Below are 23,912 nucleotides of genomic sequence, written 5' to 3' on the forward strand. Positions count from 1 at the left end.
TTAATTCCCTATAATTATAGATGGCTTTTTTTGAACTTGTGGAAAAAAAAAGAACTTTGCTAAGCCCGCCATTTTTGACTGCAAACGGCAGGGGGTTTGCTTAAACAAGCAATGATCGACAGAAAAGTTATGCAAAACTCCAGGTAATTTGTCCACCAATTACAGTTGTTTGCGTGTTGTTATGCCCTTTAAGAGAGGTCACTGGAGTAATGAGATTCACCGGCATTTGGTTAAAAAATGAATGACCGACACCCACATCATAGCCTAAATTCTCAGTAGGTTGAAAATGGGCTCCCACAGCCAGGATAGTTGCAGTTCCTACCGGATCTGCAATGCCTCGATCGCGATCATTAGAAGGAGTACTCATAAATTGGATCCCACCTCGTAACAACAATTTTTCGGTTGTTTTAAACGTGGCTCCGACTGCATAATCAACAGAATTGTGGTAATTGAAGGGAATGGTTACTGGAATTGTTACTCCAAAAGGAGTTTCCGTATGCTCCATTGTTATTTGATTAAATGTTCTCCAATTGGTGTAAAATACCGTGGCCATACCCGTCCATCGTCGGGTAAAATCATGTTGCACACTCAATTGAGCTCGAGCAGGCAAAGCAGCTTTGGTTTCTTGTTGATTTGTTCTGAAGACACCTCCGAAAGGGACATGAACAGTGCTGTGCCCTTTAGTCGTAATTGAGATTTTAGAGTAGTAACTTAATCCAATCCGAGTTGCCGATGACAAATCAAATAACAAACCACCATGCCCACCGTATCCCCAGCCACTTAAATGATTCTCAAGTCGTGAATCGTAAGGAAAAGAAATAGGTGGACCATACATATTATTGAGTGTAAATGCCAAATGAAGTGCATCAAATCCCGCGCCTAGAGAAAAACGATCCGTTAGCTTCACACCCACACTTGGACCTACATCAATCCCCACCACTTGGGAACGCGTGGATGCATAACGCGCAATGGAGGAGCGTGAGGAGCCATAATTCGTACCTAAAGCGAATGGGGTCGTAAAGTTTAAACCCAATGTAATGCGCTGATTAACAGGAGCAGCATAATAAAATGAAGGCATGAACGCTTTAATTTGACTGCGCGCTACCCCAGATTGAACAATGGGGAAAGGAAATGGGGATGGAGATGGAGGTGTAACTGAAGTCCCTGTAAAACGTGCTGTCCCTGTGACACCTAATAAATTAGCCACTATTTGTTGATGACGCAGCTTCACCAGTCCTGCCGGATTTGTGTAAGCCGTACTTGCATCACTATCAGCAGTTGCCCAATCTGCATAAGCCACCCCTAAGCCCGCGGTATTAACAAAAGGCAAACTAAAATCGGAATGTGCCGAAACAGGTGAAGAAAGACAGAAAACAGAGATCGCTAGGGAAAACTGGGACAATTGGCGCACGTTTTACTCCTTTATATGTACGTGCTCAGCGCCTATCAAAGAACGGCTCAAATACCCATATTGAGAGAATCCAACCGTCCGAGTAACCATCAATAAGGGGCTCTGAGCGATTACCTTTAGATTTTGCCATCCTTTAATAAATTAATCATGAGCTCAATCTCTTCCGACATCGGTCTGCAATGCTCTATTTTTGGTGAATAATGACGAACATTGTGGTAAATGGATTGAGCTTTTTTACTTGCCTTTTCGATACCCCGCAATTCAAGTGCCTGAGTTGCCGCAAGCAGCAAAATAGCGGTTAGACGCTCCAAATTGGCTACTGACTCTTGCAAATCAAAAGCAGCATGTGTTCCCAAGCTGTTCACATCTTGATTATCACCCTCTGTCGGTAAAGTATATGCCTGATGTGACTGGGCCAATTTGCGATTTTGTACTGCAAGCGCCGCAGACAGCAGCTGCATGGAACGGAACCCGTTATGTTTTTCTGGATTAGGCACTAAATTCACTGGTAAATCATGATTCTTACGCGGATGGACTAAATTGGCGAGCAATGCATGCATCCACGTCGAGGCTTGAGCGATATTCATTTTCAAAATATCACACGCATCAGTAACATAATAACCCATAAAATTAGCACTATGATGAATATTATTCGCAGCAACATCAATAACAGGATTATCATTAACGGAATTCATTTCACTTTCTACCCACTCAATGGCACGTTCCAAATTCTCTTGAAAAGGACCAAATCCTTGAGGAACTGAGCGAATAGAATAATAATCTTGTACGGGTTTATAGGTGTAATCAGTGGTCCGTAACTCATCTAAATCCGTCAATAATTGACTGCCTTCCCAGAAATCAATGAAAAATTGATTGATTTCAATTTCTCCCTTCTGCTTTTTCAGTTGGTGTACCATTGGGTGATACGCGCTACTAATTACGAGTAAAGACTCTAAGGTCATCGCAACGGCTGCTAACATGTATTTGAATAAATGATGCAAATCATAAACTGCCAAACTGGCAATTGCCGTCATAAATGACGTGCCATTAATCAAAGCAAGCCCATCACGCATCACCGGTTTATACGCTTTGAGACCAGCTAATTGAATGGCCTCAGGGGCTAACATCACTTTATCCTGATAAGTGACTGCGACAGGCTCTCCAATCAACGCTGCGGCAATCATGGAAAGAGGAATGAGATCGCCACTAGCACCAATCGATCCATAACAACGGACAACGGGGGTAATACCCGCATTGAGAAAATCTAACAGTGAATTGATCAATTCTGGATGAACACCTGAATACCCTTGCGCCAGGCAATGAGCCCGCAACATCATCGTGACACGCACGAGGTGAGGTGAAACTACCGTACCTAAACCGCAAGAAAGTGAGCGAATAATGTTTTCTTGTCGTTCATTAATGGATTCATAATAATCTAATGTGTCCGTATCTTTGAGTGCAGCATCGATATAACGAACCTGATCACCAAAGTTGGTATTCACACCGTAAATCGGAACTCGCGAATCAACATGTACTTTCAAATATTGATACGAAGCCTCTATTGCTTCCATCGCCTGTGGTGGTAAAGCCACCGCTGATGAATAATGCGCTAGTGTTTGAGAGGAGGCAATGGTCAATTGACAACCATGTCCGATGGTTACAACGGACCTACCTGTTCGATTCACATCGACACCATGAGACGTTTGGGGAGTATTGAAAGACTTTAGATGTTCCAAGCGTAAACTCCATTTATCATAGTAAAAAAATCGTCATGACACTCGCTTTTTAGTTTAGTGTGTTCTTTTTTGTAAAACTTTTCAATAAAAAATTGAGTGTTTTATTGAGGACGATAAGTTCTTTAAACCCGGGCATAGAAGCTCCCGGATTACGCTACGCTAATCTTGACAATACAACACTCAGGCTACAGTACACATTAAAATGGCAACTCGAGCTTATCATTCAATAAATGCATTTGCTTCTTAAATAACTGTTGGATGTGCTCCAAATTATCTTCATCTTCCGCTTCAAAGCGAGCAACGAGACAAGGAGTAGTGTTGGAAGCACGTAAAAGACCCCAACCTTTATCGAACTCAACCCGTAAACCATCAATTGCAATCACTCGTGCCTTAGGAAACTCTGCCATTTCATTAAAGCGTTTCATAAATTGAAACTTCTCATCATCGGCTATAGCGATTTTCAGTTCAGGAGTATTAATGCTATTAGGAATCGATTCAAATTGTTCACTGACGGTTAGATCCGCAGCACTAATGATTTCGAGCAAACGACAAGCACTGTAGAGTGCATCATCAAATCCATACCAACGATCTTTGAAGAACAAATGCCCACTCATTTCACCTGCCAGAGCGGCACCTTCTTTTCTCATCACGTGTTTTACGATGGAATGGCCTGTGGGGCACATTTTGGGTACCCCACCTGCTTCTTTGATCACCGATTCTAAATGACTGGAACATTTCACATCAAAAACTATAGTCGCTCCAGGAAGACGGGTTAATAATTCACGGACATAAAGCATCATCAACCGATCAGGCCAAATCATCTCACCTTTATTGGTAATTAAACCCAATCGATCCGCATCCCCATCAAAAGCTAAACCTATATCCGCCTGATGTGCTGCCACTGCGGCTTTTAAATCAGCTAAATTCGCCTCTATTGTTGGATCAGGATGATGATTGGGAAAGTGACCATCGACATCACAGTAAAGAGCCACCACCTCACACCCTAACTGACTGAGCACTTCGGGAATAATCGGGCCAGCAATACCATTACCGCAATCGACCACCACTTTTAATGGACGTTTAATTTTGATATCACTTAAAATACGTTGCTTGTATTTAGGCAATACATCAAATGCCACATCTTGACCTTGACCGACAAGCCGCTTCCGTTCATGAACCAAGTGATACAAGATATCAATGTCTTTTTGCATTAAGGTCTTACCTAATAAGACCATTTTAATTCCATTGTAATTTGCTGGATTATGGCTTCCGGTTACCATCAAACCACAATCAATTTCTTGAGTATGAATTGCAAAATACATCACCGGTGTTGGTACCGCACCCAAATCAAATACATCAATCCCACTATCCAATAGTCCTTGCTTTAAAGCGGAAGCCATTGCAAAACTGGTGAGACGACCATCCCGTGCCAAAAAAATTTGTTGCCGTTTTAAGTCATGCAAATGACAAGCCAGGGCAAGTCCAATACTATAAAAGGCATTTTCATCCAATTCTTGTCCAATGATGCCGCGGATATCATAGGCACGAAACACAGAACGAGAAACTTGTTTTTGCTGGTATTTCATTTAATGTCTCCCTGAACTGCCAAATCCACCTTCACCTCTGGAGGTTTCAGTAAACGAGTCCACTATTTCGAAAGCGGCTTGCACCACCGGAATAAAAACTAATTGAGCGATACGCTCTCCTGGATTGACAGTGAAATGCTCAATGCCTCTATTCCAACAAGAAATCTTGAGCTCACCTTGATAATCCGAATCAATTAACCCGACTAAGTTACCTAAAACAATACCATTTTTATGTCCCAAACCTGAACGCGGTAAAATCACTGCGGCTAATTTAGGGTCAGCAATATAGATTGATAATCCTGTAGGCAATAATACGGTTTCTTGGGGGGCAATTTGAATGGGTTCATTAATACAAACTCGCAAGTCTAATCCAGCTGCCCCATGGGTGGCATAGGTAGGTAATGGGATGGTATCGCCGATTCGTGCATCCAGAATTTTTAGTTGAATTGCTTGGGTCATAATTTTTCCTATTAATCTTAATGCGCATCATTTTGCAGAGTTGCAGCAATGATTGCAATAATTTGTCCTGCTAACCGTGTTTTATGGGTTAAGGGCAATTCGATTTGCTTGCTTTTTGTAATGATAATGACTTGATTCACCTCACTCTCAAATCCAAGTCCTTTTCCTACCGAATTCGCCACAATCATATCCAATTTTTTACGTTGTAGCTTTTCGGTGGCGTAATGCACGACATCCGTGGTTTCAGCAGCAAATCCAACCACGCAAGAAGCCCGGGCTGAATCGACAACACGACTGAGAATATCGGGATTTTTTATCAACTTAAGCGTCATTTCCTCATGGTTTTTCTTCTTCATTTTTTCTGACGCAGGCGACTCAACCCGATAATCTGCAACAGCAGCTGTTCCTATAAATATACCATCTGTAGGCATTTCTTGCATTACGGCATCAAGCATCTCTTGTGCAGATTCAACCTGAATTCGCCTAATTCCAGCCGAAGCCTGTAAAGAAGTTGGTCCACTAATTAAGGTAACTTGTGCGCCGGCCATAGCAGCGGCCTCTGCCATAGCGTACCCCATCTTTCCGGAGCTGTAATTGCTGATGTAGCGCACTGGGTCCAGCGGCTCACGAGTAGGCCCAGCGGTGACAAGAACTTTTTTTCCCGCAAGTAACTGGTGTACATCCGACAAACGTAATGCACTCATGATGTGTTCCACTTCGCTCACACGTCCAAAACCTTGCTCGCCACACGCTTGCGAACCTTCTTCAGGCCCCACAAAAATTGCCCCCCTGTCCCGCAAAATCGTGCAATTGGCTTTGGTTGCAGGATGAGCCCACATACTATGATTCATCGCCGGACAAACAATGACCGGGACTTCTGATACCAGGTATAAAGTAGAAAGTAAATCATCCGCAATACCCTGAGCCATTTTAGCAAGAATATTTGCAGAAGCAGGCACAATCACTAAATAATCTGCCCAACGCGCTAGCTCAATATGTCCCATAGCGCGTTCTGCCTCGGCATCAAATAATTCTGTACGTGCGCTGTTGCCGGATAAAGCTTGCATTAACAAAGGGCTAACAAACTGCTGAGCTGATTGGGTCATCACTACTTGTACTTCAGCTCCGGCTCGAGTTAACTCCCGAATCAGGTAGGCTGATTTATACGCAGCGACCCCACCACATACCCCAAGAAGTATTTTTTTGCCAATAAAATCTTGCATGACTGGTCTTTTTTGATAAGAATAGCTCCGATCAAAGCACAAACTTCGCAATAAAGGAATAGAAAAATGACGGTTGTCCAATCAACACGGCAGTTGAACTTGCGTGAAAAACTGCTCACCCATGGTGTACAAAGTCTTTCAGATACTGAATTACTCGCTGTCTTTATCAGCTCTGGCAATAGTAAAAAATCCTGTGTACAACTCGCTTTTGAGCTCCTCAAGCACCTGGGCGATTTACGAGCGATTCTTAACGCCGATAAACAATCTTTCCAGCAAATACCTGGTTTAGGAGAGGTTCGCTATGCCCAATTGCAAGCAGTCAAGGAAATATGTCGGCGCAGTGACTTCATTCAATTACAAAAAGATACACCCATCACGAACAGCAAACAAACCTACGCCTATTTAAAAAAACGTTTGCGCGATTATAAATATGAAACTTTTGCCGCGTTGTTTCTCGATAATCAGCATCGCATCATTGCCTATGAGGAACTTTTTTCTGGCACCATCAATACGGCAACAATTCATCCAAGACCCATCATAGAACGTGTTCTTCAACTCAATGCAGCAGCACTGATTCTTGCCCACAACCACCCCTCAGGCTTATCCGATCCCAGTCATCAGGATATCGCAGTAACAGAACGTATCCGTGACGCATTGGAATTGGTTGATGCGCGTTTACTGGATCATCTAGTCATTGGTGATAATGAAGTCTATTCCATCCTGGCCGAAAGCAAATTGATATGTCGCGAATAATCCCCCTCACCCGACGCGTTGCGTCGGGTGAGGGTTTCAAAGCAAATAATTTACTACAAAAAAAATTCTCGAATATAATTAAAATAGGCTTACTCAAAACCCCTATATCTCCTATGACCCGATTTATTTTATTGTTCCTTTCTTCTTTTGCGGCCAGTACTGTTTTCGCTGAAACAGATTATTGCCAACAGGCATTAGAAAATTTATACACCAAAGAAAGTAATTTAATCTCCGTAATCAAAATCAATACCAATAAGGCCTCGCTTTATTCATCAACCGTCGAAACAAGTAAAGATTGTCAAAATTACATCCCCTTATTTTCAGTTAAAAACCCTGATGCGATAAAAACTCAAGGGGGTTTATGTGCCATCTTGCCTGCCGATGAAATAAAACCGGGTTTATGTTCCTTGCACATGACACTTTGTATCTCAGAAAAAGATTGCCAGAGTTTAACGATAAAATTAACCACAGAAAATAATCATTATACACACGCAGATCCTGCTTATTATGAAATGGACTTCAATAATTGATAAAAACCATTTCTTTAGAAACAATTCGTTCCTATTCATGCTTGGGTTCTACTTTTACTTTTAGCAGTTGAACGTCTCACTAGCATCCAACTCTTTTTGTTTCTCAGCAAACCCTTGAATTTGCTCTTTTGAAAGCGTTACTTTATAGACTTCATCCGTCTCATAATTCGTCTGAAAGAAAATAGCAAACTTCTTATTTTCGCCTATTGGCTTTTCTTGCTCACACGGTATTATTTTTTCAATAAGATGATACGCTTCGCTCAGTGTCTTATCTTTATTTTGCGCAGCAAACCCTACTTGCTGCCCGAGTTCCAGTATCGGCAATCTGGCTAAATAGTTTAATGCCCGTTCAAGCTCCTCATCTGTAATGGGATGACATATGTCAGATAATCTCTCTTTAAGCATGCTATTTTTTGCTTGCGCATGACCTACGTCTGAAAAAAAATGCTGTTGATGTATGGATTGAAGGTGTTTAAATAATTGTTCATTATGAGAAGGCTTATGAGTAATATTTCTTTTTATAAAACTGCCGCTGCGTTCGCTACTGACTAAATCATGATAGTTCTTTGGAATTAAAACGTTATGAATGCTGTCAATATGGGCCAGTCTTTTACCTTCATAAGCACGCATCGTCTCGACTATCTTAGCCATCGTCAGCGGTTCACTTGGTTGCCACTTAGCATAATAACGTGCGATTTCAGTAGCGATATAGAATGCTTCGGCTTTATCTTTTTTTAATGCTTTTTGATGCTCTGTGAGTGCGTTAATAAACTGCTGATTGTATTGTTGGAGCCTTTCTTGTTGAGGACGATCCAATTCTAAATTGAGCCTATGATCAAGTGCATTATAAAGATTCGCCTCTTCTTGAAATTTGGTAAGTACCCTTTCCACTTCTGAGCGGCGTGTTTGTAATTGTTTCCCAGCAGAAACCCATTGATCGATAGTTGTCTTATGTCCCCACGTTCTATTAAAAACAGCTCCCATGGCATTATTGTTATAATAAGTTGTTGCGATTTGGCCTATTATTGAAAGCTGACAATACCATTCCTCAGGAATAGGGACAGCACCAAGCGAATGGGCTTCGGTTAGGGATTGATCGCCAGCAACACCACATACATCAGAGAGGCGCATCAAATCAAGGGTTGCATCATGAGTAAATCGATCTCTTTGGAATACTCGAAACTCCCTACCATTAGGATTTTTATCATCTAAAATAATCTCTTTATGGGGCTTTTCTGAGTCCCCGGTGAAGAAAACAAGCTTCCCATACCCCAATTTTTTTAACTTATCTTGAAAGTCTGGCTCTTCAAGCATGGAGAATACCATCTGATCTTTCCCAGTGTCGCTCCTGGCACTCATAAAATAATTGGCATGCTTCCCTTCTTCATTGCTCGCAGCAAATACAGTTGCGGCTCTTTTATAAGACTTAGGAAAATTGTAGTAAGAAAAGGCAAAACCATTTTTCTTGAGAAAGGATGGGTCTTCAGATGAGGTCCCTAATACTTGTTTTTTTAAAAGCGGATCGAGTGTGCTAAGAATTTTACTTCGGGCCTCAAATTTCTTGGCAGGATCCAGACGCGAAAATTTTTTTAAATCGGATTCAATTAAAATTCCAGGATAACCATCACCTACACCGACATTCCCACTCAAACAAATTATTGGTGGTTTATATTGTGTCTGATCATAAAGGCCGTACTCACCAATAAACATTTTGAGGCACTTGTTATTGTGGTAATAGTGTTCCAAGGAGTTATCATAAATTGCGGTTTCTACTGCAAGTTTTGCGCTATCACATACTTTTTCTACTTCATGTAGATTAGAAGAGTCCACCATGTGAATTTGATGATATCGCTCAAGAAGTTTTGGCTCAATGTCGTTAACCTTTACAAAGGAATCCATTTTACCTACAACGTAAATAGGGGCATCTGGATACTTATTCATGAGAAATTTAGCAATTTTCATTGCCAGGGAAACATCACCGTAGCCCTTCTCATCAATCATATGCAAAACGATAGGGCCTTTAAAATCAGATTTAAAAACATCCTCGGTTCGTATCATGATCTACTACCAAAAACAACGCTATATGGTTAATGTTAGACCATTTATTGGGTTATATAGGCTGAGCAGTACTGTTTATTGATTTTGGAACATTAAGATCTTTTATCGATGAGGAGGAAAAACTTAGAGGAGAAGACCAAAACTAGGCTCTAGTGAAATCAAAAGAAATAATTTTAGCAATCTCTGGTTGTTTGAGGGCCAAAGCGACTAACCGGTCAATACCTAAAGCCACGCCGCTGCAAGGAGGCAATCCATGTTTTAAAGCCTGCAAAAGATAGTGATCGGCAGCTACGGAGGGAAGACCTTTTTCACTTCTTAGCTTTTGGTCTTCAACAAAGCGTTTTGCTTGAGCATCGGCATCAGTCAACTCATGAAAGCCATTCGCTAATTCCACTCCTTGGTAATAGACCTCAAAACGCTCTGCGACTCCATCATTAATTTGTGCTAAAGCAGCTTGTGATGCTGGAAAATTATACACAGCAACTGGCGCATTTTCTTTTGCTAAAAAAGGTTCTACAACATGACTCATCAGTAAGAATAGATATTGATCTTTATCTTCTTCCTGAGGAAGTAATACATTGTCCAAATCAAAGCGCGCCAATGTTTGACGAAGTTGAGGGATTGTTGCAGTGAATGGATCCACATTGCACGCGTCAAGAAAAGCATGTCGATAGGTTTTTTTGATCATGGATTTAGAATGCATGACCATTTGCAGAAACAGATCCATTTCATCCATCAATGCATGATGATCTATACCCAGTTGGTACCATTCTAACAAAGTAAACTCTGGATTATGCCAGCGCCCTAATTCATCGTCGCGAAATACCCGCGCTATTTGAAAAATAGAACCACTTCCTGCCGCAAGCAAACGTTTCATATGATATTCAGGGGAAGTTTGTAGGCAATAGGCTTCACCACGAAACGTTGCTTTGATATTACTGAGATAGACATCCGTTGTGCCATAACGGGCCATGATTGGCGTCTCAACTTCCCAATAACCCCGTTCAGTAAAGAAATGCCTGATTTTTGTTAATAGTTCTGCCCGTTGGCGCAAATACTCAATAGATGCTGAAGGTTGCCACATTTAATAAAAAATTCCCAATTCAAGACGTGCTGCTTCAGTCATTCTCTCCTGAGTCCAAGGCGGCTCCCAAACTAACTCCACAGTACAATCACGAACCCCTTCAACTTTATTGACTGCTTGTTCTACCGTTCCCGGAAAAGTTTGAGCAACAGGACAACCAGGAGTGGTTAAAGTCATTTGAATGGTAACATGGGCTTCATCATCAATGGATACATCATAAATTAAACCCAAATCATAAATGTTAACAGGAATTTCAGGGTCATAAATTTCCCTAAGCGCATTAGTAATGGCCTCTTTCAGCAATTCTGAATCTTGTTTTTTCTTAAAACCAAACATAAAGTACCTGCTTATATTTTGGATAACCCAAGGCCAGTTTCTATTTTACTAGTTCCCACATCACCTCGAGCGCCGCGAGGGAAGATGTGATAGAAACCAACCCTATTCCGTTTTCACAACATTGCTGTCTTTATTCAATGCCGCTTCTAATGTATGCCATGCCAAAGTCGCGCATTTTACCCGGGCTGGATAAGCCTTCACTCCAGCAAGAACCATTAACTTGTCCATATGCACTAACTGCCCCTCTTCATTTTGTGTCAGCATATGATGAAAACGATGAAACAGTTCATGCGCCTCTTCTATGCTTTTCCCTTTTAAAGAATCGGTCATCAAGGAAGCTGAGGCCTGGGATATGGCGCAACCACATCCTAAGAAACTTAACTCAGTGATCAAATCTTCTTCGATTTTGGCATAAACCGTTAATTTATCACCGCATAAAGGATTAAAACCATTCGCCTGCACCGTCGCATCTTTCATTTCATAATGATGACGTGGATTGCGATTGTGATCGATAATGATTTCCTGATAAAGCTCACGCAGTTCAGCACTCATGCAAATACCTCTTTAACTCGATGCAATACTTTGATGCATCGATCAATTTCCTCTCTAGTGTTATAAAAGGACAAGGAAATTCGTGACGTAGCAGCGACATTGTAAAAATCCATCAATGGCATAGCACAATGATGACCGCTCCGTACTGCAATTCCTTCGCTATCTAAAATAGTGCCCACATCATGAGCATGGATTGTTCCATGCACAAAAGAAACAACCGGTACTTTTTGCTGAGCAGTTCCGATTATATTAAATCCGCCGACAGACTGAACCCCAGCAGTTGCATAGTCCAGTAACTGTGTCTCATAAGCGATAATCGCTTCCATATCCAAAGATTCTAAATAATCGATAGCGGCGCCTAACCCAATGACACCGGCAATATTCGGCGTGCCTGCTTCAAATTTATGCGGAATAGGCGCATATTCTGTTGCATCAAAGGTCACGTAATTAATCATCTCACCGCCTCCCTGATAAGGAGACATGGCATTCAAAAGCTCTTCTTTACCCCATAAAACACCAATACCGGTAGGACCATATAATTTATGCCCTGAGAATGCATAAAAATCACATCCCAAATCCTGCACATCTACAGGCAAATGAGGAATAGCTTGCGCGCCATCTAGTAATACTTCAGCACCATACTCATGGGCCATCTTAATCATTTCTTTTACCGGATTGACAGTACCCAAGGCATTAGAAGCATGGGTAATCGCAACAAACTTAGTATTTTTATTTAATTTTTTGGCAAATTCTTCTAATAAAATTTCACCATCCAGGGTCATAGGCGCAACTTGCAGTTTTGCCCCTGTTTTTTTGCACACCATCTGCCAAGGAACAATATTGGAATGATGTTCCATATGGGTAATTAAAATTTCTTCATCCGGTAAAATGCGCGGTGCAACCAAACTTTGAGCAACCAAGTTAATCGCTTCCGTTGTGCCGCGAACAAAGATACACTCATTCGGGGAGTTGGCATTGATAAAGCGCTTTACTTTGGAACGAGCAGCCTCATAATGCTCTGTAGCTCTGACACTCAAGGTATGAACACCGCGGTGGATATTCGAATTATCCTGCTCATAATAACGAGAAATAGCCTCAATCACTGCCTTAGGCTTTTGAGTCGTTGCCGCATTATCAAAATAAACTAAATCAAAATCATTTATTTTTTGCTTGAGTACAGGGAAATCGTTACGAATTGCATGAATATCCAAAGCGTCCATTGAGCTTACCCCAACTGTTGTGTTAATAAATGCCCCATGTAGTCCGCCAATTGACGATGGGGAATAAGCCGCAGATTATCACTGGCAAACGCATGGATTAAATAGTGTGATGCTTCAAGTCGATCAATTCCGCGGGTTGCCAAATAAAATAATGCTTCCTCATCCAATTGTCCAACCGTTGCACCATGAGAACACAATACATCATCAGCAAAAATTTCTAATTGCGGTTTAGTATCCACTTCTGCATTGGCTGAAAGTAAAAGATTTTTATTTTGCTGTTTGGCATCCGTATGCTGTGCTTCGTGCGCAACAATTACTTTACCATTAAATACCGCACGCGAACGGCCCATGAGAATCCCTTTATAATCCTGTTCACTACTGCAATTAGGCACCAAATGCTGCACTGTTGTATGATGGTCCACATGTTGCCCTTCTGCAGGAGCATATATTCCGTTCATTAAGGAATGCGCTTTTTCTTCTTGCAAATACAAACTAATGTCGGACCGTACCCATTGGCCGCCGAGGCTTAGAGAATGATTCGCAAACTCACTGCCTGCTAATTGTTTGACGGATAAATGACCCACGTGAAAAGCAGATTTACTCTCTCTTTGAATGGTGCAATGGGTTAGTTTTGCACCAGAACCTACGACAACCTCAGTGACCTTATTGGTCAAATAGCTACAATCTGCCAAACCTTGATAATCTTCAATAATCGTCGCCTGGCTGTTTGCCTCAGCAATAATCAAATGTCGCAGATGTACCGCTTGATCCCTACGATTTTGTCTATGCGTTAAAGCAATCGGCTCTTCAATAACCACTCCTGCGGGAATGTAGATCATCACCCCACAATGAATCATGGCGGTATTTAAAAAATGAAAACCATGCTCTTGTTTTAAAATCGTCCCCAAATAAGGCTTCAACAGCTCCGGATGCTGGGTTAACGCTACGCTTAAAGGAAGTACCAATACTCCTTTCGGTAACGCTTGCATAAGTTGCTGTTCACCAGAAATAAGTCCATTAAGGATCAATAAATTCTGCTTTATTGGTAAATCAGAAGACATTGCTTCATCGTAAGCGGCATTCCCTGAATCTTTAGAAGGCTCAGCAGCATCAGAACGCATAAAGGGTTGATTTAACAAGGCATCAACAGAAGTATATTTCCAATTTTCATCATGGCGCGTTGGAAAGCCCTGCTGATGCAAATCATTTAATGCTTTAGTTTGCAATTGGGCAAGCCAAGGCAAAGTAGAAAAACTGGCTTTTGCCCGTTGTTGGTAAAAATCCAAGATCTCGCTCATCACTACACCGTTTCCTCAAGCCAACTGTAGCCTTTTTTCTCTAATTCAAGTGCTAATGTTTTATCACCGGACATAATAATACGACCATTGACCAGCACATGAATAAAATCTGGCTGAATATAATCCAGCAACCGCTGATAATGGGTTACTAAAATAATAGAGCGCTCTGGTGAGCGCATAGCGTTAACACCATGGGAAATAATCCGCAATGCATCGATATCCAACCCTGAATCGGTCTCATCCAAAATAGCAAGCTTGGGTTCTAAGGCAGCCATCTGTAAAATTTCATTGCGCTTTTTTTCACCACCAGAAAACCCTTCATTAATGCTGCGGTATAAAAAACTTTCATCCATTTCCAATAACTGACATTTCTCTCGGATGAAGGTCAGAAACTCAATTGCATCTAATGTGTTTTTTCCCTGGCCTTTACGTACGGCATTAACAGAAGCCTTGAGAAAATTGACGTTGGTTACCCCAGGTATTTCTACAGGGTACTGAAAAGATAGAAAGATACCGGCACGCGCTCTTTCCTCGGGAGATAAAGGAGCTAAATCCTGGCCTAGATAGCTTATTTCTCCACCAGTCATATGATACGAAGGATGACCAGCCAATACCTTAGACAGAGTACTTTTTCCTGAACCATTAGGCCCCATAATAGCATGAACTTCACCAGCGTTTACCTGGAGATTAATGCCTTTTAAAATAGCTTGATCATTTATTTCAACACTTAAGTCTTTAATTTCTAACATATTAACCTACTGCCCCTTCTAAACTCAGACCTAGCAATTTGGTTGCTTCCACCGCAAATTCCATAGGTAATTCTTTCAATACCTGCTTACAAAAACCATTGACAATCATTGAAACAGCATCTTCGGTGTCGATTCCACGTTGTTGACAGTAAAATAATTGTTCTTCACTGATCTTCGAAGTCGTTGCCTCATGCTCTACTTGTGCCGTAGGGTTCTTGACCTCTATATAAGGAAAAGTATGTGCCGAACATTCAGAACCCATAAGCATGGAGTCACATTGAGTATAATTGCGCGCATTGGTCGCTGTGGGTGCAATACGAACCAGACCACGATAAGCATTATGTGCGTGTCCGGCACTGATTCCTTTGGAAATAATGGTTGAACGCGTGTTTTTACCAATATGAATCATTTTAGTGCCGGTATCGGCTTGTTGATAGTTATTGGTTAAAGCAACCGAATAAAATTCACCGACAGAATCATCACCTTGTAAAATCACACTGGGATATTTCCAGGTAATTGCTGAACCGGTTTCTATTTGTGTCCACGAAATTTTAGAGCGTTTACCGCGACAGGCTCCACGCTTGGTCACAAAATTATAAATACCGCCTTTTCCTTCCTTATCACCAGGATACCAATTTTGTACTGTGGAATATTTAATTTGCGCACCATCCAGCGCAACCAATTCAACCACCGCCGCATGCAATTGATTTTCATCGCGCATCGGCGCAGTACAGCCTTCAAGATAAGAAACGTAACTGTCTGCATCGGCAATGATTAGGGTACGCTCAAATTGTCCTGTAGACGCTGCATTAATGCGAAAATAAGTCGATAATTCTATAGGGCAACGCACCCCTTTGGGAACATAAACAAAGGAGCCATCACTAAAAACAGCCGAATTCAAAGCAGCATAGAAATTATCGCGATAAGGAACTACAGAGCCCAAATATTGCATCAGCAACTCAGGATATAGATGTACTGCTTCAGAAATGGGACAAAAAATGACCCCTTTTTCAGCAAGTTTGGCTTTAAAGGTGGTGGCTACAGACACGCTATCAAACACTGCATCTACCGCAACGCCGGCCAGCATTTCTTGTTCTCTTAAAGGAATGCCTAATTTCTCATAGGTCCTTAGCAATTCAGGATCCACCTCATCCAGACTTTTGGGTGCATCTTTTTTCTTTTTCGGTGCTGAATAATAAGAAATAGACTGGTAATCCACCGGAGGATAATGCACGCTGGACCATTGCGGAGGCGACATGGTTAACCAATGCCTGTAGGCTTTTAAACGCCACTCCAGCAAAAACTCTGGCTCCCCTTTAATTGCAGATAAACGACGAATAACCCCTTCATCCAATCCAGGCTCAAAAGTATCTACTTCAATGTCGGTGGTAAACCCATGTTGATATTCTCTATCGAGCAGAGAATTAATTTGCTCACTGCTTTTAGCCACGATTAACTCCACTTGCCAATTGTCGAACTCGTTCCACATCGTGTGCTTGCAAAGTAGGTTTCGCCAAACTAGCCAAACTCACACTATCCAGGGCTGTTTCAATTGCTTGGCTAATTAATCGCCAATTACCCTGAATCGTACACACACCTTGTAACGAACAATCATTAGGTTGCAAACTGCATTCTGTGAAACCACGATGTTCTTCAAATGCAAAAATTATTTGCGACACAGAAATCTCAGTTGCAGGCCGTCGCAATCGGTATCCTCCAGTCACTCCACGTACTGAAGCTAACAAACCTGCACTGGTTAAACGTTTTAAAATTTTACTTACCGTAGGTACAGTCAGATGAGTATGTAATGCAATGTCACGAGCATTACATAGTTCTTGCGCGTGCCTGGCGAGATAAACCATCACAACTGTTCCATAATCGGCCAACTTGCTGATGCGCAGCATAACACCTCAAACTCGAATAATCTAGTACTGAATAAGTCTTAATTAGAGACAAACTCCGGCTTCATCATTTTTTTATCTATACTATAAATATAGTACCAAAATAGTTCTATATTTGGCAAACGTGAATAGTACCTTATTGTTAAGGAATGACGCAATACGCCCTGGAAATATATTCAACATGAAGTGGGTTGATCAGTAAATTAAGCTCCATGCAATCAGGTGAACTGTTCATAAAGGGTAGAATCTCACCATTATGATGGTCCAGATGCTCCGCCTCCAGTTTTTTTGAGCCTTAAACCATAAACTGATCCGAAATAAATGCCCGATTTGGGCTATACTTTTTCTATGTCGAGTCCCAAAAAAAGCTTTATTTAAAATGCACTCCTATCGATTATATGTGGTGAAGGATCTAGATAGCGCAATCACTGCACTTCGTTCACGGCTCGATGCTTTAATCACGCAAGTGAAAATGTCTGATGCACACCTATCTCAATATTTTGACGTAGCCCAAATAACTGCTGCACTCAGTTCAATTGCAGATAAAAATTTGGGGCTAAACACCTTAAATACGCTTGAAAAACTTGCTGCCGATTTAATACAAGTCAAAGAAATTGCTGATTTAAGCCAGGAGAAAACCGAACATATCGCTGAGATGATGAAAGCGACTCCATCCCTAACTTATGCAGTACATTTGATGAGTGAGTTATCTGAAACCATTAAGGAAACAGAGCGTCTGCTCAATATGGAGCTTGTTGTTAATTCAAGCCAGGATGCTGATCAGGGGGCAATTTTAGCATCTAACGATCAGAGTATTAAATATTCTTTAAAGAATCACTCATTCGAGCGATTCAGTGAATTTCAAGCTGCCGATTCGAAAGAACAGCAATCAGAGGAAATGCCATGGAAAAGTGATATGGCTCACTTCGATGGCGATCCCGAACAGTACTCAAGATTAATTTCCAAGCAGATTACCAATTGTCATAGTGTGATTATGCTCGAAAAGACCACGCAAACGGTATGGATGATGCATGTATTGCCAAGAAGTGAGTTTTACCTCAAGCCACTGTATGTTGATTTGCTCCATGAACAGAGCGGGCTTAATGATAAGTCCGATATGGAAGTAGTTTTTTTCTCTCGTTATTTTGATAAACACCACTGTGACCTCAATACATTTACGGCGACATTGCCTAAAGAAGCCAAAAAAAATATTCTCTTAACTGAATCTACAAGTCATTTTTCTAAAGAAGCGTACTTTGTATTATTTGATCCTCAGCGTAATAAAATTATCGTGGCCACTCATTCTTTGTCAGAATGCCGCGTCTATGAGGATGTTTTTCCCGGCATTGAACCTTCTCCGTTAAAAAAACCATTGTTCGATTTGCAACCTGCGTTTGCGATTGCCCAAAAAGAGATGAATGAATTAAAAAACAAAGGGATAATGATTAAAGATTTATCACCTGGCAGTACAATTCATCCCGAACATTTCCAGAACCACCCAGATATCAGGCAAACGGTTAGAGAATTAATCGAGCGATTGAGAAGGGAAAATAAGAGTGGTGAACCCAAGGTTGTTCACGCTTTTTTTCAAAAATGCGATTTCCTAATACCTTGCTCTGTCAAAGAAGTGGAGCATCTCATCAACAAGAAAAAGCTACTGACTTCAGGCCAAAGAGATGACTCGCAACCCTCTGATATAGAAAAAATAATTTTTGATGTCTCGCTGGAAAAAGAGTTTGGCGCAGTAAATGCAGTCAAAGAGATCAGACATATTTCCGGTCTTCTGCATGTACCCAATAAACCATTGCTTATTTCTTCATCTAGTCAATACTCCCAGGCATTCAAGGAATGCGGCATCCTTTTAAAGCTGAATCAGGATATTCAAGAACGGTCAACCTGGTTAGCATTTGAAACTAATGGCATTGGGCGTGAGACAGACGTTCATCGTCCAGGTTATTTTTATCCTTTTGATACATGCCCAACATCGGAGTCTTTAAAACAAGCAGCAAATATTAACTTTCAAATTTTTGGTGGTGTAGGTATCCAGGATATTTCTGAAATATGGGTACCAAAAGCGATAGATAAAACGTTATTAGCTGAGCTGAAAACCTTGCAAATACCTATTTATCATTATGCGTTACAAAAAAAATCAAACGATGATTCTTTCTTTAAAGAGACATCCTTTGTCCCTGATTTTAAAAAAAGGCAATTGGTTTATGAATCCACCCCTTCCAGCAAGCCGAATGATGGAAGGTGCACTATCTCCTAATAGCCATAATCAATATAAGATCAGTAAGGAGGGCACCCTATTTCCCCAAAAAACCAATCAGACAACCATTTTGCACAAAACAAAGAAATTAAGATTTTCTTTTAAGCAGATTAACTATAAAATACCCAGCCCAACTAAATTGTAAGACAAGGAATTAATTATGGGTTACAGCAGTATATTCAGTCTAGATACAGGCTACAGTTTGTTCGCAAGTGGCTATAACTTTCTTACTCATAGAAGAACATCACAAATCGTAAATACGCTCTCTTTTATCGGTGCAGCCTATAGTCTTTTGGCGAATTATAATCGATTTAATGAAGTGGTTGGAACATATGCCTTAGATGCTCTAGTTCATGGGTTAAACCTTCTTTTAATGGATTCACAAAATCCTAATGTCATTAAAGCGTTAAAATATTTAAACGATGCTCAAATTGCCACTAACTTGGGAGCCATCGGTGGTATTTTTAGCAAGGGTGCTCTTTCTAGCGATTTCATACTTACAGGACAATTAGCAGGAGATGCGTTCACTCATCTTGTTAATCATTTAGCATTATTAAAAAATGATGAAGAAGCTGGAAATGAGGAGAGTAAAGCACATAAGCTTTAATAATAGCCAGCGTTAACCCGTTTTGGTATTCAAAAGTTCAGGCTGCATTCATGATGTGGCCTCATACCATTTGAGAAATAATATAAATCCTTCATTCAAAGACCATGACCTCCTGACTCCAACAGCATGAAACCAAAATCCAAAATCATAAAGCTTGACTCACTTGAACTATGCGCGTTATATAACGTATCATCTTCTTTTTAATTTGAGTGTTGCACTACGATTTCATGCTTGAATCAAGACCCATTAGGAGCACGACCATGACAGTTGCGCATTATCCAGCCTCTCTGGTCAGCAGTCAGCTTGTTCATTCGGGATCCATGCTAGTCCCGCAAGGTTACTATCGCTCAAAATTATTTATTGCTCCTTTTTCTACTAATGCTTTAGTTGCAGCAGCAGGTCCTTTACTATCCCTATTGGAACGACTTTGTCTTAGCCCATCGCTTCCTCCTATTGAAAACATTAGAGACAACATTGAGCATGAATTACTGGCCTTTCAAAGCAAGATGGATGCCTCCAAATACCCTGCAGACTTTGCCGCTATTGCCTACTATTTAATGTCCGCTACCATAGACGAAATAATCGGTAAAAATTACATGCGCGTCTATCAGATTACTGCAGAATTTAAAGCGTTTACGCCACTGACGAGTGATGAAGCGCTACCACAACATCGTTTTTTTGAAATTCTTAACTACATTAAAGAGCGGCCGAATCAATACCTTGATCTTATTGAATTGGTTTATTTTTTTCTGATTGTTGGTTTTGAAGGCCATTACCATCTCAAGGCTGATGGACGACAGACTCTAGATAATTACATTGAAGATCTTTATCAAATAATTCAACAAAATCGGTTCAATCAACCACGCCGCTTATTTAATGAAAACCCTCTACCCAAAATAGTTAAAAAAAATTATAAAGCGGCCATAATAACGTTAATTTCTGCGGTTGCTGTGGTAGCACTTGCTTTTTTTACCAGCCAGTATTTATTGGAAAATAAGGCAAAAACCGTTTTATTTGGACATACCCAACTTGCTCTTCTGGATAGCTAATGGACAATTCGTTACGCGCACTATGTGATGCTATAAAAAAAATACTTTCACAATTAAAGCCACAAAGCAATCCACTATCTTTTATAGTGATTACCGGTAGAAATGCTCAAGGAAAATCGGCCATATTAAAGCAAAGTAATATGGAAGAAATACCTGTTTTTAGCGAACAACATGCTAAAATTTATTTCAATCAGAAAGGCATCATCATTGAGCTGGGTGAGAATTGGCTGAATAACAGCAAAACCTTATTACAAGCCACGCTAAAGCAATTAAATCGATGCAATTCGCATCTAAAAATTACTGGTCTTGTTTTATGCATTGATGTTAATGAACTACTTATCGCTGATCCGGGACAATTTGCCGAACATAAAAAAGCACATGTGCAATTGTTGGAGCGGTTTGGGGCAAATCTAAATTACTCGGTCAATCTTGCACTCATCTTTACTAAAATGGATACCCTTGCAGGTTTTACCGAATTTTATCAAGCCGATCACGCAACTGATTTATCGAAACCTCTGGGATTTTCGCTTGACTGTCGAAATGAACTTAAGAAAAAAATAGAGGCTTATTCATTACAATTCAATCAGCTTACAGAACAAATTGGTCAACAAGTAATTAATAAAATGCATCCTGCACGTTCCACAATGAGGCGCAGTTTAATTCGGGAGTTTCCATTGCAAGTTGCCAGTTTGCGTGCCCCTATCCAAGCACTCATCCAAGGAATTTCACCGAAGCTCTTTAATTTACACTCCATTTACTTTACCAGCGCAGAGCAAGGTGGTGTAAGTATTGATCGGCTAAACAAGAAAATTCAGCATGAATATGCATTGGTAGTACAAGATACATTCCCGCAAGCTACCAATTTCAGGGCTTATTTTGTTGAGGGCGCATTAAAAACTATTCAAGAGCATTGCAGTCAAGTACCCCAAGCGAGAAAATTTTCACAAAAGCCCATTATTGCAGCGACTGCAAGTATCGCCGGGCTGAGTTTACTCCTCTTAAGTTACAACCACTACAAAACAGCTCATCTATTGGATGAAGCAAGTAAAGAATTACTGGCATACGATGTACTCAATAGTCAGGAAAATAAAGAAAAGCAGGCTCTTTACCATTTGTCTAATGCCGCAAAAACAATGAGTCATATTCCCAGTAACTCCTTATCACTACCCACAGTACATCAATTAAAAACAAATTTACACCAAAATGCTGAAAATCGTCTCCATGGTGAATTTTTACCCTCTTTAACTCATGAATTAGAAGAGGTAATCAACAATCCAGGAAATACGCCGATTGTTCGCTATAATGCGCTGAAAATTTACTTGATGCTTAGCCAACCAGAACATTTTTCAGCAATGCAAGTACATGATTGGTTTGCTAACCGATGGAACAAACAACCTGAAAGTGCTTTCAAAAAGCAAATGGCGCTGCTCAAACTTCTATTAAGCAAACCACCAAAAAATATAACTGTAAAACAACAGATAATTACTGATGCGCGAAATTATTTAAATGCATTGCCCTCCAGTTATCTTTATTATTCCATCGCTAAAGAGTTTTTCCCTACTGCAAAACAAAAAATTGCAATTAACGGTTTTGTATTGGCAACCAGCGAACTGCCGGTTTACTTTACCCGTTCTGGTTTTAATGATGTGATGCAAAAAATTCCTGATATTAGCCATAATTTACAAAAAGAAAATTGGGTACTTGCTCGCAATGATACGTTCCAATTACAGGAAATGATCACTCAAGCCTATTGTTTTGATTACGTCACCTGGTGGCAAACATTCATGCGTAAGTCACAGCCGTTACATTACCAAGATTATCAAGCAGGGCGACAGGTCGTTAAAAGCTTGGAACAATCTCATGCACTGAGTAAAATAATTGGCTTAATTCAACAAGAAACTAAAGCAGATCTAACCGATAATTCATCACCGTTTAATCATTCTATTGCCAATCAGTTTACCGATTTGAACTTAATGAGCCATTCCAGCACTAAAGAACTTGGCTTAAAGATCGTTGATTTGGAGCGATTTATTTCTACCTTATCCATGATTAATGATGGCGGCAAAACAGCGTTTAACATTATAAGAACACGTTTTGCCAGTGATAGTGCTTCCGATCCAGTAAGCCTGCTTTACAACCAAGCGCGGCAATTACCCGAGCCTCTAAGCACCTGGACCAAACAATTAGCAAGTGATACCTGGGGCATTTTAATAAAAGACAGTCGTCAATATATCAATCAACAGTGGCAACAAACGGTTTATAGAGAATTTCAAATGACTATTGCCAGACGCTATCCTTTTGATGCGTCACAAAAAGATGAAATAGCAATAAATGATTTTAATCATTTCTTTTCTACTCATGGCGCATTGAACACATTTACCGAAAGTTTTGTGAAACCCTTCTTGGACGTTTCCAGTGCCGAGTGGAAACCTAAAGCAGTTAATGATTCGGTACTACCCATAGCGTCAGAAACATTAGATGCGCTCATCCGAGCGAATATTATTACCAATATGTTCTTCCCTGATCATGGTGAAGAAAGCAAAATTGATTTTAGTTTGCAAAAAATCAGTCTTGACCCTGTAGTGGCTAATCTAGAACTTGAGATTGGCGGCACCAAATTAACTGATAATCAAGGCAGTGATTCAGTAATTCGTTTTTCCTGGCCGCAACCCAATGCAAAACTTGCACTGGACTCCATCGAAGGTAATCATTACGAACTGGCAGAGCAAGGTACCTGGGCCTTATTTAAACTGCTGGAAAAAGTAAATGTTCTGGTTGATGAGCAAGACAGTTCCAGCCTGCAAATTCTCTTTGAAATTAACAGTAACTCGGGACGTTACTTATTAAAAACAAACAATCAAGTTAATCCATTCACACCAGGCATTTTAAATGGATTTACCTTGCGTGACTCGATAGTCTAGTTCTGAACCTTGTTAAGGACACGACCTCTCTCCAAATCCGTGGTAAAAGCAAAGTGCGAAAAGGCATAGAGCCGAAAACCGCGAGTAAATGAGGAGAGAAGCAACGATTCAAGAAGCAACCCACCGTCCTTGCAGCATTAGGGAAAAGCCTAGTTGCCTAAGCTCATTGA

General features: G+C 40.7%; 20 protein-coding genes. 6 read left to right on the plus strand and 14 right to left on the minus strand.

Features of this window, described 5'->3' with window-relative positions:
• Positions 1-127: 127 nt before the first annotated feature.
• The 5 genes from OQJ13_RS06475 to coaBC form a co-directional block, all read right to left on the minus strand.
• Positions 128-1,411 (minus strand): OmpP1/FadL family transporter, encoded by a 1,284-nt coding sequence (locus OQJ13_RS06475; protein ID WP_265710024.1) that lies wholly within the window; start codon positions 1,409-1,411, stop codon positions 128-130.
• Positions 1,412-1,527: 116 nt separating this feature from the next.
• Complete coding sequence (locus tag OQJ13_RS06480; protein ID WP_265710025.1) at positions 1,528-3,147, minus strand: HAL/PAL/TAL family ammonia-lyase; 1,620 nt, start codon at positions 3,145-3,147, stop codon at positions 1,528-1,530.
• A gap of 197 nt (positions 3,148-3,344) precedes the next feature.
• Entirely contained in the window at positions 3,345-4,733 is a 1,389-nt protein-coding gene (locus OQJ13_RS06485) for a phosphomannomutase/phosphoglucomutase (RefSeq protein ID WP_265710027.1), read from the minus strand.
• The gene (gene dut, locus OQJ13_RS06490) at positions 4,734-5,192 is read right to left on the minus strand and encodes a dUTP diphosphatase (protein ID WP_028380811.1); all 459 of its coding nucleotides are present in this window, start codon (positions 5,190-5,192) and stop codon (positions 4,734-4,736) included.
• A gap of 17 nt (positions 5,193-5,209) precedes the next feature.
• Positions 5,210-6,415: a bifunctional phosphopantothenoylcysteine decarboxylase/phosphopantothenate--cysteine ligase CoaBC gene (coaBC, locus tag OQJ13_RS06495; RefSeq protein WP_265710028.1), complete on the minus strand. Its 1,206-nt coding sequence runs from the start codon at positions 6,413-6,415 to the stop codon at positions 5,210-5,212.
• A gap of 66 nt (positions 6,416-6,481) precedes the next feature.
• On the opposite strand from coaBC, the gene radC reads away from it, so the two are divergent.
• Complete coding sequence (gene radC, locus OQJ13_RS06500; protein WP_265710029.1) at positions 6,482-7,168, plus strand: RadC family protein; 687 nt, start codon at positions 6,482-6,484, stop codon at positions 7,166-7,168.
• The gene (locus OQJ13_RS06505) at positions 7,156-7,698 is read left to right on the plus strand and encodes a hypothetical protein (RefSeq protein ID WP_265710030.1); all 543 of its coding nucleotides are present in this window, start codon (positions 7,156-7,158) and stop codon (positions 7,696-7,698) included. The genes radC and OQJ13_RS06505 overlap by 13 nt, the downstream gene beginning before the upstream one ends.
• Positions 7,699-7,758: 60 nt before the next feature.
• Here the strand turns inward: OQJ13_RS06505 and OQJ13_RS06510 are convergent, their stop codons facing one another.
• The 9 genes from OQJ13_RS06510 to OQJ13_RS06550 form a co-directional block, all read right to left on the minus strand.
• Complete coding sequence (locus OQJ13_RS06510; RefSeq protein WP_265710031.1) at positions 7,759-9,756, minus strand: hypothetical protein; 1,998 nt, start codon at positions 9,754-9,756, stop codon at positions 7,759-7,761.
• 142 nt (positions 9,757-9,898) lie between these two features.
• Entirely contained in the window at positions 9,899-10,840 is a 942-nt protein-coding gene (gene epmA / locus OQJ13_RS06515) for an elongation factor P--(R)-beta-lysine ligase (RefSeq protein WP_265710032.1), read from the minus strand.
• On the minus strand, positions 10,841-11,176 hold the full coding sequence (locus OQJ13_RS06520; RefSeq protein ID WP_265710034.1) for an SUF system Fe-S cluster assembly protein: 336 nt from the start codon (positions 11,174-11,176) through the stop codon (positions 10,841-10,843).
• Positions 11,177-11,278: 102 nt separating this feature from the next.
• Complete coding sequence (gene sufU, locus OQJ13_RS06525) at positions 11,279-11,728, minus strand: Fe-S cluster assembly sulfur transfer protein SufU (protein ID WP_265710036.1); 450 nt, start codon at positions 11,726-11,728, stop codon at positions 11,279-11,281.
• Positions 11,725-12,948 (minus strand): cysteine desulfurase, encoded by a 1,224-nt coding sequence (locus tag OQJ13_RS06530; protein WP_322783739.1) that lies wholly within the window; start codon positions 12,946-12,948, stop codon positions 11,725-11,727. The genes sufU and OQJ13_RS06530 overlap by 4 nt, the downstream gene beginning before the upstream one ends.
• A 5-nt stretch (positions 12,949-12,953) precedes the next feature.
• The gene (gene sufD, locus OQJ13_RS06535) at positions 12,954-14,246 is read right to left on the minus strand and encodes a Fe-S cluster assembly protein SufD (RefSeq protein ID WP_265710037.1); all 1,293 of its coding nucleotides are present in this window, start codon (positions 14,244-14,246) and stop codon (positions 12,954-12,956) included.
• 2 nt (positions 14,247-14,248) lie between these two features.
• On the minus strand, positions 14,249-14,995 hold the full coding sequence (sufC, locus tag OQJ13_RS06540; protein ID WP_265710039.1) for a Fe-S cluster assembly ATPase SufC: 747 nt from the start codon (positions 14,993-14,995) through the stop codon (positions 14,249-14,251).
• Between the two features lies 1 nt (position 14,996).
• Entirely contained in the window at positions 14,997-16,445 is a 1,449-nt protein-coding gene (gene sufB, locus OQJ13_RS06545) for a Fe-S cluster assembly protein SufB (RefSeq protein ID WP_265710041.1), read from the minus strand.
• Positions 16,438-16,899 (minus strand): SUF system Fe-S cluster assembly regulator, encoded by a 462-nt coding sequence (locus tag OQJ13_RS06550; protein ID WP_058467017.1) that lies wholly within the window; start codon positions 16,897-16,899, stop codon positions 16,438-16,440. Before OQJ13_RS06550 ends, sufB begins: the two co-directional genes overlap by 8 nt.
• Positions 16,900-17,275: 376 nt before the next feature.
• On the opposite strand from OQJ13_RS06550, the gene OQJ13_RS06555 reads away from it, so the two are divergent.
• The 4 genes from OQJ13_RS06555 (at position 17,276) to icmF (ending at position 23,742) form a co-directional block, all read left to right on the plus strand.
• Positions 17,276-19,165, plus strand: coding sequence for a hypothetical protein (locus OQJ13_RS06555; protein ID WP_265710043.1), 1,890 nt, complete (start codon positions 17,276-17,278; stop codon positions 19,163-19,165).
• A 160-nt stretch (positions 19,166-19,325) separates the two neighbouring features.
• Positions 19,326-19,772, plus strand: a complete 447-nt coding sequence (locus OQJ13_RS06560) for a hypothetical protein (protein WP_265710046.1) — start codon at positions 19,326-19,328, stop codon at positions 19,770-19,772.
• A 260-nt stretch (positions 19,773-20,032) separates the two neighbouring features.
• Positions 20,033-20,821, plus strand: a complete 789-nt coding sequence (icmH, locus tag OQJ13_RS06565; protein WP_265710047.1) for a type IVB secretion system protein IcmH/DotU — start codon at positions 20,033-20,035, stop codon at positions 20,819-20,821.
• Positions 20,821-23,742 (plus strand): type IVB secretion system protein IcmF, encoded by a 2,922-nt coding sequence (gene icmF / locus OQJ13_RS06570; protein WP_265710048.1) that lies wholly within the window; start codon positions 20,821-20,823, stop codon positions 23,740-23,742. The genes icmH and icmF overlap by 1 nt, the downstream gene beginning before the upstream one ends.
• Positions 23,743-23,912: the final 170 nt, after the last annotated feature.

It is taken from the genome of Legionella sp. PATHC035, from assembly GCF_026191115.1.
Taxonomy (GTDB): Bacteria; Pseudomonadota; Gammaproteobacteria; order Legionellales; family Legionellaceae; genus Legionella.